Origin of the sequence: Blochmannia endosymbiont of Camponotus modoc, from assembly GCF_023585785.1 — a bacterium.
Lineage (GTDB): Bacteria > Pseudomonadota > Gammaproteobacteria > Enterobacterales > Enterobacteriaceae > Blochmanniella.
Map to the genome: position 1 here is coordinate 125,431 of NZ_CP097765.1, position 17,086 is coordinate 142,516.

Annotated in this window: 16 protein-coding genes and 1 tRNA gene; 10 read left to right on the forward strand and 7 right to left on the reverse strand. The window is 29.3% G+C overall.

Going from position 1 to position 17,086, the window contains the following annotated elements; genetic code table 11:
• Window positions 1-609 precede the first annotated feature (609 nt).
• The 5 genes from msbA to M9396_RS00530 all read left to right on the forward strand — a co-directional run bounded on the left by msbA (window position 610) and on the right by M9396_RS00530 (window position 5,508).
• On the forward strand, window positions 610-2,364 hold the full coding sequence (gene msbA / locus M9396_RS00510; protein ID WP_250241119.1) for a lipid A ABC transporter ATP-binding protein/permease MsbA: 1,755 nt from the start codon (window positions 610-612) through the stop codon (window positions 2,362-2,364).
• Window positions 2,364-3,374 (forward strand): tetraacyldisaccharide 4'-kinase, encoded by a 1,011-nt coding sequence (lpxK, locus tag M9396_RS00515; RefSeq protein WP_250241116.1) that lies wholly within the window; start codon window positions 2,364-2,366, stop codon window positions 3,372-3,374. The genes msbA and lpxK overlap by 1 nt, the downstream gene beginning before the upstream one ends.
• Window positions 3,375-3,585: 211 nt before the next feature.
• The gene (locus tag M9396_RS00520) at window positions 3,586-3,753 is read left to right on the forward strand and encodes a Trm112 family protein (protein WP_250242437.1); all 168 of its coding nucleotides are present in this window, start codon (window positions 3,586-3,588) and stop codon (window positions 3,751-3,753) included.
• Window positions 3,754-3,764: 11 nt separating this feature from the next.
• A complete protein-coding gene (gene kdsB / locus M9396_RS00525) occupies window positions 3,765-4,529 on the forward strand; it encodes a 3-deoxy-manno-octulosonate cytidylyltransferase (protein ID WP_250256717.1) in 765 nt (254 codons plus the stop codon).
• 367 nt (window positions 4,530-4,896) lie between these two features.
• Window positions 4,897-5,508 carry a UbiX family flavin prenyltransferase gene (locus M9396_RS00530; RefSeq protein WP_250256905.1) on the forward strand — a complete coding sequence of 204 codons (612 nt, stop codon included), beginning with the start codon at window positions 4,897-4,899 and terminating at the stop codon, window positions 5,506-5,508.
• Window positions 5,509-5,627: 119 nt separating this feature from the next.
• Here M9396_RS00530 and M9396_RS00535 read toward each other — a convergent pair whose 3' ends face one another.
• Window positions 5,628-7,634, reverse strand: coding sequence for an inverse autotransporter beta domain-containing protein (locus tag M9396_RS00535; RefSeq protein ID WP_250256718.1), 2,007 nt, complete (start codon window positions 7,632-7,634; stop codon window positions 5,628-5,630).
• 244 nt (window positions 7,635-7,878) lie between these two features.
• On the opposite strand from M9396_RS00535, the gene fumC reads away from it, so the two are divergent.
• Window positions 7,879-9,279, forward strand: coding sequence for a class II fumarate hydratase (gene fumC / locus M9396_RS00540; RefSeq protein ID WP_420022212.1), 1,401 nt, complete (start codon window positions 7,879-7,881; stop codon window positions 9,277-9,279).
• Between the two features lie 92 nt (window positions 9,280-9,371).
• Entirely contained in the window at window positions 9,372-10,001 is a 630-nt protein-coding gene (gene nth, locus M9396_RS00545; RefSeq protein WP_250256719.1) for an endonuclease III, read from the forward strand.
• Window positions 10,002-10,136: 135 nt separating this feature from the next.
• Here nth and tyrS read toward each other — a convergent pair whose 3' ends face one another.
• From tyrS to slyA, 3 genes are all read right to left on the reverse strand, one after another.
• On the reverse strand, window positions 10,137-11,420 hold the full coding sequence (tyrS, locus tag M9396_RS00550; protein WP_250256720.1) for a tyrosine--tRNA ligase: 1,284 nt from the start codon (window positions 11,418-11,420) through the stop codon (window positions 10,137-10,139).
• 124 nt (window positions 11,421-11,544) lie between these two features.
• A complete protein-coding gene (gene pdxH / locus M9396_RS00555) occupies window positions 11,545-12,195 on the reverse strand; it encodes a pyridoxamine 5'-phosphate oxidase (protein ID WP_420022213.1) in 651 nt (216 codons plus the stop codon).
• 331 nt (window positions 12,196-12,526) lie between these two features.
• Entirely contained in the window at window positions 12,527-12,976 is a 450-nt protein-coding gene (gene slyA / locus M9396_RS00560; RefSeq protein WP_284308833.1) for a transcriptional regulator SlyA, read from the reverse strand.
• 761 nt (window positions 12,977-13,737) lie between these two features.
• Here slyA and rnt point away from each other — a divergent pair.
• Window positions 13,738-14,391 carry a ribonuclease T gene (gene rnt, locus M9396_RS00565; RefSeq protein WP_250256722.1) on the forward strand — a complete coding sequence of 218 codons (654 nt, stop codon included), beginning with the start codon at window positions 13,738-13,740 and terminating at the stop codon, window positions 14,389-14,391.
• 151 nt (window positions 14,392-14,542) lie between these two features.
• Here rnt and grxD read toward each other — a convergent pair whose 3' ends face one another.
• Both grxD and M9396_RS00575 read right to left on the reverse strand, forming a co-directional pair.
• Window positions 14,543-14,875 (reverse strand): Grx4 family monothiol glutaredoxin, encoded by a 333-nt coding sequence (grxD, locus tag M9396_RS00570; RefSeq protein ID WP_250256723.1) that lies wholly within the window; start codon window positions 14,873-14,875, stop codon window positions 14,543-14,545.
• 162 nt (window positions 14,876-15,037) lie between these two features.
• Window positions 15,038-15,661: a riboflavin synthase subunit alpha gene (locus M9396_RS00575; protein WP_250241092.1), complete on the reverse strand. Its 624-nt coding sequence runs from the start codon at window positions 15,659-15,661 to the stop codon at window positions 15,038-15,040.
• Window positions 15,662-15,959: 298 nt separating this feature from the next.
• Here M9396_RS00575 and M9396_RS00580 point away from each other — a divergent pair.
• Window positions 15,960-16,033, forward strand: a tRNA-Val gene (locus M9396_RS00580).
• Between the two features lie 268 nt (window positions 16,034-16,301).
• Window positions 16,302-16,538, forward strand: a complete 237-nt coding sequence (locus tag M9396_RS00585; protein ID WP_250241090.1) for an LPP leucine zipper domain-containing protein — start codon at window positions 16,302-16,304, stop codon at window positions 16,536-16,538.
• Window positions 16,539-16,657: 119 nt separating this feature from the next.
• On the opposite strand, the gene sufE is transcribed toward M9396_RS00585, so the two are convergent.
• The gene (sufE, locus tag M9396_RS00590; RefSeq protein WP_250256724.1) at window positions 16,658-17,086 is read right to left on the reverse strand and encodes a cysteine desulfuration protein SufE; all 429 of its coding nucleotides are present in this window, start codon (window positions 17,084-17,086) and stop codon (window positions 16,658-16,660) included.

Sequence of the window (17,086 nt, forward strand, 5' to 3'; positions counted from 1 at the left end):
TAGTATTTGTATACGATATTTATATATATATAACATTTTAATATGGTTATGTATGGTAATGACATTAGTCGTGTTATAATTAGGGGTTATATATTAGATATAATGAGGTTACTACTTGAGTAGGTAAAAAAGAATTAAATTTTAATGTTGTATACTTATTTTATTTTGAAAAAGGTAACCCCTTGTTATTTATTAGTGAAAGCGATAAAAATTTAATTTGATATTAAAAATAGAATAATATGAATAAGTAAATAACATTGACTTATCAAGTTCTCTGAAGTTAATGCTTGTCATATAATTGGGGTTGATAGTAATATTTTTCAATAAAATAGTTAATATATATGAATGAGCGTTAAATTCATTTTTCATCGTGAAAATCACATTTAATCACACAGACTATTAGATATACTAAAGATTAGGAAATACGTTTGTATATATTAAAAAAATAATATTTATATATAAATATAGTAGTTTTTATTTTTATGCATATTTATGTTGTAAGATTTTTCACGAATCTTAGTACATTTGAAGTATTCGATATTTGTAGTATGTTGATGGCGATGTATTCGTATGTTTCGTATGAAATAAATTATGACTGCAGGGACATAAATGTTGCAGTACAATAAAAATCATTCTTCTACTTGGCAAACTTTTCGTCGTCTTTGGCCAATAATTTTTCCTTTTAGAGTAGGATTAGTTGTTGCTTCTATTACTCTGATTTTGAATGCAACAAGTGATGCTTTAATGCTAGCTTTATTAAAACCTTTACTTGATGATGGATTTGGAAAAGCTAATAGAGATGTATTTATGTGGATGCCGTTGGCTTTAGTAGGATTAATGGGTATTCGCGGTTTTAGTGGTTTTGCGTCTACTTATTGCATATCATGGGTATCCGGAAAAGTAGTAATGCAAATGAGACGTGCATTATTTAAACATATTATGAATATGCCGGTTTCATTTTTTGTAAAACAATCTACTGGTACATTAGTATCTAGAATTACTTATGATTCCGATCAAGTTGCTTCTTCTTCTTCTGGAGCTTTGGTTACTGTTATTCGAGAAGGAGCATCTATTATTGGTTTATGTGTAATGATGTTTTATTATAGTTGGCAATTATCATTAATTTTAGTACTAATTGCACCAATAGTATCCATCACTATTAAGCTTGTTTCTCATAGATTTAGAACAATCAGTAAGAAGATGCAGAGTGCCATGGGCCAACTAACCAGCAGTGCTGAACAAATGCTGCAAGGACATAAAGAAGTATTAATATTTGGAGGGCAACACACAGAAAAAGATAGATTTAATTGCGTCAGTAACCGTATGAGACAACAAAGTATGAAGATGGTGCAAACTTCATCTATTTTTGATCCATTGATTCAATGTGTTGCATCATTAGCATTAGCGTTTGTGTTGTACGTTGCTAGTATTCCAAGTGTTATGGAAATGCTTACTGCTGGAACTATTACTGTTATTTTTTCATCTATGATAGTTTTGATGAAGCCATTAAAGTCTTTGACTAATGTCAGCGCTCAATTTCAACGCGGAATGGCAGCTTGTCAAACTTTATTTTCCATATTAGATTTAGAAACAGAAAAAGATCAAGGCATACTCGACATTACAAGAGTACAGGGACATATTATTTTTGATGATGTTACTTTTTTTTATCCTGAAAAAAGTACACCATCGCTTTCTAAAATCAATTTTTCTATTGAAGCAGGAAAAACTGTTGCTCTGGTAGGTCGATCTGGTTCTGGAAAATCTACTATCGTAAACTTATTAACTCGTTTTTATGATATAGATAAAGGACGTATATTGCTTGATGGTTTTAATTTAAATGATTATAAACTTTCTTCGTTGCGTAATCAAATAGCTATGGTATCTCAAAACGTTCATTTATTTAATGATACTATCGCAAATAATATCGCGTACGCTCGCAGGAATTTTTATTCTAGAGAATCTATTGAAACTGCAGCGCGTATGGCATGTGCTATGGATTTTATTTCTCAAATGAAAAACGGATTAGATACTATTATAGGAGAAAATGGGATACTATTATCTAGTGGCCAACGTCAACGTATTGCAATTGCACGTGCTTTGTTACGGGATTGTCCTATTTTAATTTTCGATGAAGCTACTTCTGCTTTAGATTCTGCGTCAGAGCACATTATTCACAGATCTCTTGATACGTTAAAAAAAAATAGAACATCCTTGATTATAGCTCATCGTTTATCTACCGTTGAAAATGCAGATGAAATATTGGTAATTGAAAACGGTTATATTATGGAACGTGGTGTGCATAAGGTTTTGATACGTCGCCAAGGGATTTATGCTCAATTATATAAATTACAATTTTCTTCTTGATGTTTGATCGTATTTGGTTTAAATCATCGTTTTTTTATTTATTTTTATTGCCATTTTCTTGGTTATACGGTTTAATCAGCACGCTTAACCGTATTAGTTATCAGTATGGATGGCGAAAAGTATATCGATTTTCAGTACCAATAATAATTATAGGTAATTTAACAATTGGAGGGAACGGGAAAACTCCGATGGTATTATGGTTAGTAGAACACTTGAAATGTCGTGGTTGGAAGGTTGGGGTCATTTCGAGAGGATATAAAGGTAAATCGAATAATTATCCAATCATTATTAATATGCATAGCCATAGTGAGGAATGTGGTGATGAGCCCATGTTAATTTGGAAACGAACTGGAGTATCGGTCGCTGTTTCTCCAAAACGCGCTGATGCAGTTGCTGCATTATTGAGAAAACAAGAATTGGATATTATAATAAGTGATGATGGATTACAACATTATGCGCTTTTTAGGGATATAGAATGGGTAATAGTTAATAGTGTGCTTCGATTCGGAAATGGTTGTTGGTTACCAGCTGGTCCCATGCGCGAACGCATTAACAGACTTCATACGGTACAAGCGATTATTGCAAATGGATCAGAAGTAGGAATACAATCTGGAGAAGTATTAATGCAGTTATGTCCTATTGCTGTAGTCAACATATTAACGGGAGAGCGTAGACCTCTTTATTTTTTAAATAATGTTGTAGCCATAGCAGGGATTGGGTATCCTACACAATTTTTTGATACTTTACGAAGTTATGGTATCACTCCGATTAGATCAATTTCATTTTCTGATCATCACGTGTATTCTGAAAAAATATTAACATCCCTTACTAAAAAAGATGAGATATTACTAATGACAGAAAAAGATGCAGTTAAATGTGTAGATTTTGCTCACGATAATTGGTGGTATGTGTATACAGAAGTGAAAATCAATAAGATAGATACGTATAATCTATTGCGCACGGTGGAAAATAAGATTAGATATTATAAGGATTCAAAATTCAATGTATAGTAATTGCATTTTTACAACAATATAATAACTATGTAGAAGAAAGATAAAAAATAATATTTTCAGTGTTGTTTATATATACGGCAACGTCATATATAACAAAATAAATTATTTAAATGATAAAATCACCATTTTAAATTATAGAATATATATAACAGTTTTGTTGTATATAATATGTATAAGTTAAACATTTAATCGATTTAGTAATATTATGATGAAATATCAGTTATTGAAGATCATTGTGTGTCCTGTATGTCATTCGGAATTATCTTTCGATTTAGAAAAAAAAGAATTAATTTGTAATGTTGATAATTTGGCTTTTCCAATAAGAAAAGGAATCCCGGTTCTTTTAAAAAAAGATGCTCGTAATTTTATATTATAATAAGGTAAAATATGAATTTTGTAGTAATTATACCTGTCCGATTTTTTTCGACGCGTTTTCCAGGGAAAGCTTTATCAGATATTAATGGTAAGCCTATGATTATTCGTGTCATGGAAAATGCTTTAGATTCTGGAGCTAATAAAGTAATCATTGCTACAGATAGTTCTTGTATAGCGAGAGTCATTGAATCAGAGCAATCTGCAAGTGAAGTATGTTTAACACGATCTACTCATCAGTCAGGTACTGAACGTCTTGCAGAAGTAGCTATCAATTATAAATTTTCAGATGATCAAATTATCGTACATCTTCAAGGCGATGAACCCTTACTTTCTTCTATTATGATTCGTCAATTAGCAAGTATTTTGTGTTCAATGAGTACTATTTCCATGGCTACGTTAGCAACACCATTGAGTTCTTTCGAAGAAGCACACGATGATAATGTAGTTAAAGTTGTTATCAACATGAATAGCAATGCTCTGTATTTTTCTCGTTCTATGATTCCATGGAACACAGGAGATTTTGTAAATCATCTAGATAGTAAATTCCCTAAGACGCTATTACGTCATATTGGTATTTATGCATATCGAGTTAAGTTCCTGCATCGTTATATTGCATGGACTAAAAGTCCACTGGAACAGCTTGAACGCCTTGAACAGCTTCGAGTACTATGGCATGGAGAGACAATATATGTTTCTGTAATTGATGATGTATTTAATATTAGTGTGGATACTCCAGAATCATTAATCCGTGTTAACACTGTATTTAAAAAGAAATAAATACACTACTTATACATAGCTGATTATGGTGGCGCGGGTGAATTTTTATTAATTACATTAATTACAATACGAATGAATTTAATTATCATTAAAAATCAAATTCATAGGAGAATTTTAAGCGATTTATATTAATTTATATTAAGCATATATTACTAATGTGTAATTTAAGGATTTCTTTAATTACTATATTAATCATGATATTATTATGGCTCCTTATAATGTGAGTATTAAAATTTTGAATACATGTATAATATTTTTTAATTCGTCATAGCATATTAAAAAATATTTTTTAATGTATATGTATAGCGATAATTATTAAAAATCATAAGTGTATTTGTTTATGTTAACGTGGAGTGTAAAAATAATTATGCAGCAACAATTACGTCTAGTAGTAGGAATATCAGGGGCATCTGGTGGAATTTATGGAATCCGCGCGTTGACTATTTTAAAAAAATGTTCTATGAATATAGAATCTCATCTTATTGTTACTAGAAATGCTTTGATTACATTACAACAAGAATTAAAGATGAGCAAACAATCTGTATATGAATTAGCGGATGTTGTACATTTTCCTCAGGACATCGGAGCATCAGTTGCTAGCGGATCATATCCAACTTTAGGTATGTTAATTGCTCCATGTTCTATTAGAACTATGTCAGAAATTAGTTCAGGAATGACATCATCATTGATTGGTCGTGCTGCAGATGTAATGTTGAAAGAAAAACGTAGACTAGTGTTAATGATCAGAGAAACTCCATTGCATCTGGGGCATTTACGTACAATGGTTAAATTAACAGAATTTGGAGCAGTAATTATGCCACCTGTTCCTGCATATTATACACATCCAAAAACTATAGATGACGTTATTTGTTACACTGTGGCAAGAGCTCTAAGTTTATTTGGAATTGATACCAATATTTCTCCCACTTGGTTGGGAATACGGGATCGAACTCATGATAATCTTATGAAACTAAATTGAAGTTATTGCTAACTATTTAATGTCTATATTGACAGATATTTTAATACCCATTACTCAATGGGTATATTCTTGAAATTTTAAAAAATAATTAATGTAATAATTTTAAAGTATAAATGTAGTTAATGATACTGCTCTTCTTTATTTGTGGAATTAAAACTGTCGCTACTATCGTCTGTAGCGTAATCTTCGCTAATGGATGATGAAGATTGTGCAAGATTTAGTTTGACAAATATTTGTTCCATATCACTAAGGTGTTTAGTTTTTCTTCGTTCTCTTATGGTATTTTCAAGTTTATTTATATGTTCTGTAGTACCTACTGAAGCAAACTTAGACTGTCTGTGCGTAAATAAGCGATATGATAAGTCATCACTTTGATTAAAGTCAATTTTAGAAGATTTAAAAAAAATATCATGCATTTCTTCATTATCTGCATTTTTTTCATCAGAATGAGTTTGTTGATCTTTGCGAGATGCAGATCGGTTCAATAGTAATGTATCGTTCAGTGTTGATGATGCTATAAATTCCGATGAATCTTTTTCTAAAAAAGGAAAAGGAATGGGAGGGGGAGGAGGAGCTAAAAATATATGTTTATCTTCTATTATAGTATTCTGATCGTTTTCTGTTGGAGTATTATATACATCATCTTGTGGCTGTAGAGCAAAGAAGACATTTGAGACTGATGTATTATTCTTTATGCTACTATGCTGATCATCGTCATGACAAATTAATGTATGCTCAGCTGTATTTTCTGTAACATTAATTCCAGAATCAGTATTAACGTTAATAATAGACATATCTTTTTTTTGTGTATTCGTATTCAATAATTTTTTTTGTGAAAAATCTTTTACTACAATATGTATATTTTGTTTTTTCTGTTCCTGATGGGATTGTGTTGCATTATTAGTAATGTATGAAACAAAAATATTGTTTTCTTGTTTAATAGGATAGTTTGGGAAATAGAGCGCATAAGTATTATGTGTTATTGCAACAATATTACCTCCGTGATTTTCCAATGACTCAAAATCCCATCGTACATATTTATCATTATTATCATCGATTTTAATTATTTTAATTTCTCCGGGATAACCTGTTATTTTGTGAGTATGCCGCAAGGATGAAAGGTGATTATGATCGTTAATGGAAATATAATCGTGATGTGGAATTATCGTAGGTATAAATGGTTGTATTATAGCATCAAGATTATTTAGTATTGATTTATTTTTTTTATTAGTATAATGCATTTGTTCCATAATAGGAGTACCGAATTGGTAATCTATTAATACTCGACAAATAGTATTATTGTATTGTTTATTTACAAAAATATTATTTATGCTAAAACCCAGCATGGGAATGGGTTGATAATTCAGATTTAACGATAAATAATAGTCACTATTTTTTTTATTGAAAATTTTTTTATATTTTTTTTTATAAATAAATTGTTCCAATTTTATTTGTCCAGTAAATTCGAAAAAGTGTGGAAATTTAGTTTGTATATACAATTGATGACCACTTTTTGGATAATGTATGTCACATTTCTGTAATGATGTTTCAGGATCAAAGATATTATCTAAATTATAATAATTATTTAACATGAATAGTGTATTATATAACCAATATTCTACACCAACATTAATTGAGTATGGTTGACTGCTGCTTTTTTTAGAAATCGGACAATGATAAAAAGTATTATATCCAATAGCGTATTTGTCGTTAGTTAGATGTCTTTTTCCTCCTCCAAAATTAAAAATTTGTTCTGATAAAAGATTGTGTACCCCTAATTGTATAAAGGATAAGTTTTTTTTGTGTTTGTTAGGTTGTGTGTAAAACGAATGAAACATATTGATTGAATCGTTTTGCAATTGCATTTTAGACTTATAAGTAGAAGAAAAGGGAGATCGATAATTATATGCATGGACGCGTAGTTTATTCGTTGTATAGGGATAAAAATTAAGAGTATGATGTATATGGTCGTGAGTATGTAATTTCATCTCTTTTTGATATAAACCATCTTGAAATATATTATTATTAGCGTTGGATTTAATACACTCTGTGAGTGTGCTACACCAAGCGACTTTGTTATATGTAAATATTTGAAATATTATTCCTAATATAATAAATGTTGGCATGTTTAAATTTTAATTAATGTATTTTATATTATGCGTATACAGTATATTTATATTTTTTGTTTTATTGTTGTACACAAGTAATTAATACATACAAAATTATAAATTAAATAATTACTTTTTTGAATAGAAATTCAATTTTAAAATGATATCATTGATTTTGTATATATGGTACAAACAAATGATTTTATTAAGTATATTAATAAAATCAATTAATATTTTTATAATTAAGTAAGGCGGTATTATTATGGCGATGCGTGTTGAAAAGGATACTATGGGTGCAATTTTAGTACCGAACGATCGATTATGGGGAGCGCAAACACAACGCGCATTAAAATATTTTAATATTTCTAATGAAAAAATTCCTTTCTCGTTAATTAAAGCATTGGCCCAAATCAAGCTGGCGGCAGCACAAGTAAATTATGATTTGAAACTGATAGATTGTGAACGGGCTCAAGCAATTATTCAATCAGCGGGTGAAGTACTATCTGGAATACATAAGGACGAATTTCCAATATCAGTTTGGCAAACTGGATCTGGAACTCAAAGCAATATGAATATGAATGAAGTTTTAGCTAATAGAGCTAATAAATTGTTAAGCAGTGAACAAAATGCGAATGGGAAATTTATTCATCCAAATGATCATGTCAATAAAAGTCAAAGTTCCAACGATGTTTTTTCTAGTGCAATGCATGTTGCAGCGGTAGTTACTTTAAATGAGCAATTAATACCTAAGGTTAAGATGTTAAAAAAAACTTTATTTGATAAATCTGTTAAATTTAATAATATTATTAAAATTGGTCGTACTCATCTTCAAGATGCTACTCCATTGACTTTGGGACAAGAGATTTCTGCGTGGGTATCTATGCTGCAACATAACATAGACCATATAGAAGTTACTATACCTCATTTATGTGAATTAGCGTTAGGTGGAACAGCAGTAGGGACAGGTCTAAACACTCATCCGGAATATGCCGGCCGTGTTGTCGATGAATTATCATTTCTTACTAAACATAATTTTGTTAGCGCACCAAATAAGTTTGAGTCGTTATCGACATGTGATGCATTGGTGCACAGTCATGGATCCTTGAAGGGTTTAGCCGTTTCTATGATGAAAATTGCTAATGATGTGCGTTTATTATCTTCTGGCCCTAGATGTGGTATAGGCGAATTAAGCATTCCTGAAAATGAACCAGGTAGCTCGATTATGCCTGGAAAAGTTAATCCAACGCAATGTGAAGTTATGACTATGTTGTGTTCTCAAATTATGGGAAATGATGTTAGTATAAATATCGGAGGTGCATCTGGACATTTTGAATTAAATGTATATAGGCCATTGATTATATATAATTTCTTACAGTCGGTACGTTTACTGGCAGACGGTATAGAAAGTTTTCATAAATACTGTATTGTAGGGATTCAACCGAAGCATGAACGAATTAAAGAATTACTTAATAGTTCACTTATGTTGGTCACTGCGTTGAGTCCGTATATTGGATATGATAAATCAGCAGAAATTGCCAAGAAGGCGCATTCGGAAGGGTTAAGTTTAAAGGAAGCTGCGTTACAATTGGGTTATGTCGATGAGCAACAGTTTGATTTGTGGGTTTGCCCAGAAAATATGATTACTTCGTCAGAAGTATTTTAATTATTATTAGAACTGAAAATATAAGCAGATGGAATAACAGTGAGTATTATAAGTTTTTTAATAAAATGTTATGAAATAATTAAGTGTTATTAATGAATCGCGTTAAACGGTATCAGATTTTATGCAAATTACGAGATACTAACATTCAGCCAGTTATTGAATTAGTTTATCGATCGGAATTTGAGTTGTTGATTGCAGTATTACTGTCGGCTCAAACAAGTGATGTACAAGTTAATAAAGTAACAAAGAGCTTGTTTAAAGTAGTTAATACACCACAAGATATGTTACTTTTGGGTGTAGATGGGGTTAAAAATTATATTAAATCTATTGGTTTATCAAATACTAAATCTAAAAATATTATTGAAACTTGTCGTTTGTTGATAGATAAATACAACGGCATATTACCGTCGAATCGTATTGGTTTGGAATCTTTACCTGGAGTTGGACGTAAAACCGCTAATATTATTTTAAATATAGTTTTCGGTTGGCCTACAATTGCAGTAGATACGCACGTATTTAGATTTTGTAATCGTAGTCGTTTTGCGTTAGGAAATAATGTTTTGTCTGTAGAAAAGAAATTATTGTCGGTAGTACCAAAAGAATTTCAAAGAAACTGTCATCAGTGGTTAGTACTACATGGTAGAAATATTTGCCGAGCTAAACAACCAAATTGTCGTGTTTGTGTGATTAAAGATTTGTGTGAATTTAAGGAAAAAAAATGATTTATATTATAGTCGAGAAGTTACATGAATAAAATACTACGCATGGGCATAATGAGATGTTGTGTGAGATTGTGTTTATATTTTCAAAAAATATAAATAGTTATTATACATAAACAGTATTTTGTCTAAACTTGATCATTCCCATGTGATCAAGCAATGGTGTTTTTTTCCTCGTCTTAATAGTGTAAATCGATCGTATAATCTGTCGGTGGCACAAAAAATATATTCCGTTTTCAATTGTTTTTTTGAGTTTATAGTGATGCTATTAGATAAAATTAATTCTCGTGCTTGTGCACGAGACGCTACTAATTTAGATTCTACCAATGCTTGTTGTAATGTAATCCCTGCTTTCAGTGGTACGGTCGGTATACCATCTTGAAATAGCTGTTCGAAATCATCTAAGGTGAGTTTGTGTATTTTTCCTGTAAAGAGATTGCTAGTAATTTTTTGAGCTGTTTTTAATCCTGATTTTCCATGAACTAATCGAGTAATTTCCTCTGCTAATATAATTTGAGCTTGTGGTTTTGTATTTTTCATTTTATCTTCTTTTTTTAAGATATTGATCGTATCTACATCGATGTTAGTAAAAAATTTAAGAAAACGGTATACTTCTGTATCAGAAGTATTGATCCAATATTGATAAAATGTATAAGGGCTAGTTTTTTTTGCATCTAACCATATAGTATGTTTTTCTGTTTTTCCAAATTTAGTGTTATCAGATTTGGTAAGCAAAGGCATAGTGAGCCCGTAAGCAGTTCTTTTATATATGCGATGTATCAGATCAATACCTGATGTAATATTGCCCCATTGATCAGAACCACCAATTTGTAGTATTGCGTTATAATTTTTATGTAAATAGGTAAAATCATAACTTTGTAATAAATTATAGGAAAATTCAGTATAAGAAATTCCATAATTATTTTGTTGTAACCGTTTTTTTATAGCATCCTTATTTATCATTTTATTTACAGAAAAAAATTTACCAATATCTCTTAAAAATGTTAAGAGTGATATAGAAGATAACCAGTCGTAATTATTAACTATACAGGCTTGCGAATATTGACTATGAGAAAAATCTACGAATAAAGATACTTGGTATTTGATTTTTTCTATCCATTTTTGTATTGTTTCAATTAAATTGGGTTTTCGTTCAGAGTCTTTAAAACTTGGATCTCCAATTAATCCAGTACCCCCTCCTAGTAAAATTATAGGACGATGTCCAAATGTTTGGAATTGTCTTAAGCATAACAGTGGAACTAAGTGTCCTATATGTAAGCTGTCAGATGTCGGATCAAACCCACAATATAAAGTAATGGATTTTGATTTTAATATTTTAATTAATGCTTCTTGGTTTGTAATTTGTGCTATTAAATCACGTTCGTATAAACGCTGTATTATATTAATATTTTTATTATTCATACAAGTATCGTTTTGGTACAGCAATCAAGAGTATTTATATGTATTTTATAAAAGTCAATACTATTTTATTAAGTTTAGTTATATTTTTTATATATCATAAAATCCACTTAAATTGTAATTGTAATTACGGAGATAAACGGTAAATACGCCATGTATGTTTATATCGTTGATATATAAATCGATCATGTAATCGATGTGTTCCGCCTTGCCAGAACTCCATGCTATTTATATTAATTTTATATCCTCCCCAAAATTCGGGAAATGGTACTTTTTTATGGAGATGATTTTTTTTGAATTCTAAAAATTTATTTTCTAGTAAATCTTTAGAGGAAATAACTTTAGATTGATTAGATACCCATGCGCTAATTTGATTGTTTTTTGGGCGTGTATAAAAATGTTTTAATACTTCTTTTTCTGGAAGTTTATTCACACTTCCTGTTATTATTACTTGTCTATCTATAACATTCCAAAGAAAACATAAACTAACTTTTGGGTTATTGGCTAAATGCATAGCCTTGCGGCTACTAAGATTAGTATAGAATATCATTTCTTTATTAGTAAAATTCTTCAATAACACCACACGTTGATAGGGTTGACCAGTGTGATCTACTGTAGCTAAACACATTGCAGTAGGATCAGGTATTTTTGAAAAATACGCTTGATGCAACCATACTGAAAATAACTGAATAGGATGATTAGTTAAATCTGTATGACGCAATTGTCCAGATATATATTCTCGTCTGATGTTAGAAATGTTAGTTTTGTCCATTAGCATAAAATATGGTATTATACTGGTTATTGCAAAACAGAATAACACATTTTTGTTTGTATCTAAAATAAACAAGAAGTACTACAAGAGCTATAATAGTAATTTTATTGGTTTTGAATCTCTTATAATAAATTTTAATTTCTTGATAAATATTCAAGAGCATATTTGTGTAAGCTAAAAAAGAGTCATTATTTATTTAATTTATGAATAATGATATACTTCAGCACACTTAATGATATATATCTATATATTCTTGTACGATATCTGGAAAATAAGATATAAAAATTTATTTAATTTTATTAAAAGGTATGTATATTCTTTAATTATATGATACTTTCTAATTTTTATTATGTAAATTTATAATGTTTTTTTCTAATTTAGAGATAATTTTATTTAGAAAAATTATTTCCTCATGATTAATTCCACTAAAAATTTCATTTCTCGTGATAGAAATAACACGATTTACTTCATCAATAACAGGTTTAGCATTATCAGTTAATTTAATTCGTTTAGCTCGTCGATCATTCAGACAAGTATGTCTTATGATTAATGATTTTTCTTCAAGTTGATCGAGCGTTCGCACTAGAGATGGTTGTTCTATCCCTATGGCTTTTGCTAATTGTATTTGAGATTGTTCCGGCGGTAATTGACAAATATTATGCAATGTAATCCAATGTGTTTGTGTAAGTTTTAAAGGTTTTAAACGATGATCAATTAAAGCACGCCATATTCTTACAAGGCGTGCTAAATCTGATCCTAATGGTGATTCCAATTTTTTCTTCCTTATAATTGAGTCTACTTTATTTTAGAATTTATTTGTTTTAGACAAGTGGATAATAATATATACACGTGTGATTATAGCGATAATCGTATCTATAATATGATTCTAATATAATTTAATAAAATTTATTGTACAACGATTTGTTATCATAGTTTATCAATTAGATATGTTATTATGTGTACTTTAATTTATTAAAGTGTAACATACATTTATTGTTGTGTGTAAATTATTTTTAATACAAGTATTAAAAATAATTTATTGAATGAAATGTACTTATATAAAAATAAATAAAAATTATAATTATAGTATAATAATTATTTAAAAAAATTGTTTGTTTAGTTATTTATGTTACAATGTTATTCTTGGGAGTTCTACTGGGGACAATTAAATTACCAAAAGAAGTGTGTTTTTATAAATCAACTTGGTGTTATTCGTTATTTTTATGAGTTATGTATATCTTTATTAAGCATCTGTTATTATATAAATAAATTGTAGTTTGTTTGCTGTAAATTTTACTATCTTGTAGTGATTAAATCATGAGTATCAGCATACGTGACTATCTTGAAAAATTAATAAATATCTTAATTTAAGATATATTTATGTAAAATTTTGTTTTAGACAAAAAATGTGTTGTTTTAATAAAATAGTTATTTACTATTTTGCATGAAATATTCAAACAATCATTTTTACATGATAAATATGAAAATGTAATTAGAATTTGTGGTAGTGTTAACTGTTTATGTAATGTAATATATCTCATAATAAATATGATTTGTAAAGATGATCGCAATACTCTTCGAGCAAGATTTCGTGGGTTTTATCCGGTTGTGGTTGATGTAGAGACAGCAGGTCTTAACGCTAATATTAATGCTTTATTAGAAATTGCTGTTGCTACACTTAAAATGGACGAATATGGTTGGTTGTGTGTAGATGGTTCTCTTAATTTTCATATTAAATCATTTCCTGGAGCTATTATTCAGCCAGAATCATTAGCGTTTAATGGAATTGATTTAAATAGTCCTTTAAGAGCTGCAGTGACAGAGCAAGAAGCATTACATGAAATTTTTGAAATGGTGCACCAGGGCATCGAAACTCAAGGATGTAGCCGTGCTATTATCGTAGCACACAATGCTTTTTTTGATCACAGTTTTTTAATGGCAGCAGTAGAACGCGTAAGTTTTATGGAAAACAATCCATTTCACCCTTTTGTTATGTTCGATACAGCTACTTTAAGTGGATTAGTATTTGGTCAAACTGTACTAGCTAAGGCGTGTGCATGTGCGGGTGTTTTTTTTGATAAGAACAAAGCGCATTCTGCATTATATGACACTGAGCGAACCGCAATGTTATTTTGTGAATTGGTAAATAAATGGAAAAGACTTGGAGGTTGGCCATTAACTCCTTGTTGTGCTGAGTCTTAATGCTATATCATTAAATACCCGATATTTATTTACGGTTTTCTTGTGTTATAAAGAAGAATTATAAATTTGAATAATCACACTTATCTAAATTTTATGTATCTGTATAGTAGCTACTATAATTTTTAATCCTCTTTAAAAAAAATTAAAATATTCAATGTAAATTATGTCTTAGTTTGACCTGATCAATTAGAGTTTTTAGTGTACCGTTGTGACTCATGTTGATTATGATATCAGATCCACCTATTAATTTTCCTTCTATCCATAATTGAGGAAAAGTAGGCCAATTAGAAAATATTGGCAGAGCGTTTCTAACATCTACATGAATCAATACGTCAATATAAAAAAACGATTGAGTATAAGCAGACAATATTTGCGCGGCTTTTGATGAAAAACCACATTTAGGAGCGCTAGGTGTACCTTTCATATATAAAACGATAGGATTTTCTTTTATTTGATTTTTAATTTTTTCTATTGCATTGTTCATGTTGTATTTGTGTTAAAAGTTAAAATTATGCCTAATGGAGCTTAATTATGTGAATATTATTTTTCTTAATGTAGATGGAGCATGTAACGTTTTAATATAAATTCTTCTTAATTTCTCATAATTATTTTTTCTTCATAACATCTGTATGTTGATAAACATTAATTATTTTTTTTGCAAATTAACCATAGACCATGTCCTTTCAAAGTTGTTTATAGCAGATTTTATAATAATGTCAACTTCAATATTTACTATATTGCCTATTGTTTTTCCGCCAAGCGTTGTTTGTATCGCAGTGTATGGAGTTAAACAAATACGTATATAATTATTGAATATTTTGCTCACTGTAAGACTTACTCCATCTACACCAATTGATCCTTGTTGTAAAACATATTTTTTAAGATATTTTTTTTTTATACTAAACCATATTATTTTGTTGTTTTTTGAGGTAATTATTTTTATAATTTTTCCAGTGCAGTCAATATGTCCACTCATTAAATGCCCACCAATTTCAGAATGATAACCGATCGATCTTTCTATATTGATCAAATCTCCTAATTTTAACATACCTATATTAGTTAGTTTTAGTGTTTCATGTATTACATTAAAACTAACTAAATTATATTTCATGGCAATAACAGTTAAACAGCATCCATTATTTGATATAGAACAACCAATTTTTAAATCCGAGAGTAGATATGCGGGTAATATAACTGTATATGTTTTAAAATTGGTTACTTCATAAATTGCATGCACTGGAACAACAGCTTGTATAATACCTGAAAACATATTTTTCAAATACTATTTAATATTGTTTTAAATTATATATAATACTATTATAGCATATATCTATTTTTTATTAAATATCACTTTGAATTGATTTTAAATCAATGTGATAAAAATGTACTTTTGTAATATAAGATATTCTTAAAACATTTGACGTATGATAAAATTACATGTATTTTACCACGTATAAGTGTGGTTTTTAATAAATCATTCTGGTTAAGTTGTAGGACGGTAAGAAATAGATAATGTAAATTAATAATACAGTCTATTTGGTAATGGGTTATTAAAGTTGTATTGTTGTGCGTTCTTAGCTCAGTCGGTTAGAGCACTACCTTGACATGGTAGAGGTCGATGGTTCAAGTCCATTAGAACGCATTAGTTATTGACAAACATATTAGATTAAAATGATAGTAATAAGATTTTGTTTATATATAGCGCAAGAAATTAAATAAAAAGATTATTACTTAATGTTGTATTGGACTAAATTAATTTTATTTTTTAATAATCAGATGATCAATTCAACGTAATCAATATTGTACGACCAATAGAGTGTTTATTAAAAACTAATAAATAATTATTTGCTAATTATATTTTTATATGAGTTAAATTATTGAATTATGTTTAATCTGGGAGAGTATTAAAGATGAATAGTAATAGATTAATATGTTCTGCAATTATTTTGAGTTCTTTTGTATTGGCTAATTGTGCGAGCACAACTAAAATAAAAGAATTATCTTCTGAAGTGCATGATTTAAACGAAAGAGTTGATCAAATAAGCAGCGACATTGATGTTTTGCGCCCTGAAATAGAGAAAACAAAAAATGAAGCGGCACGAGCTAATCAACGCATTGATAATCAAATTACTTCTTATCATAAGTAATAGGAAAAGATGTGGAGAAAAGTATATATATGTTTAAGAATTCTTTAAAAATAAAAAATAACATAACATCTAATTATAATTAGATAATATAATAAGATTTGATCTAGGATGGCTATAGTTTACATAAAGCATTTGGCTTGAGATTGTATAGAATCTAGTATCAAGTGTATTCCTTGAGATCGGGACATACTTAGGTTTTGTTTCAATTGTAATTGATTTATTAAAAAGGGTTTAACATCAAAGTTGGTGATTTCTTGTAAACTTAATCCTTGATATAAACTGAATATTATCGCGATAATTCCTTTAACGATAGAGGAGTTGCTATATCCGTATAATTTGATCGATTTGCCATTGGGTACTATAGAGGTAGTCAAAGCAATCCATGTTTGGCTTTGACACCCAGAAATTAAATATTTTTGTGTGCGCATATTTTCTGGGAATGCAGGTAATAATTTTCCAAGATCAATTATATATATATATTTTTCTTCCCAGTTAATACAACTTAAGAAGTTTTGTAATAACTGGTTTTTTGTTGGGAAATTTATCAT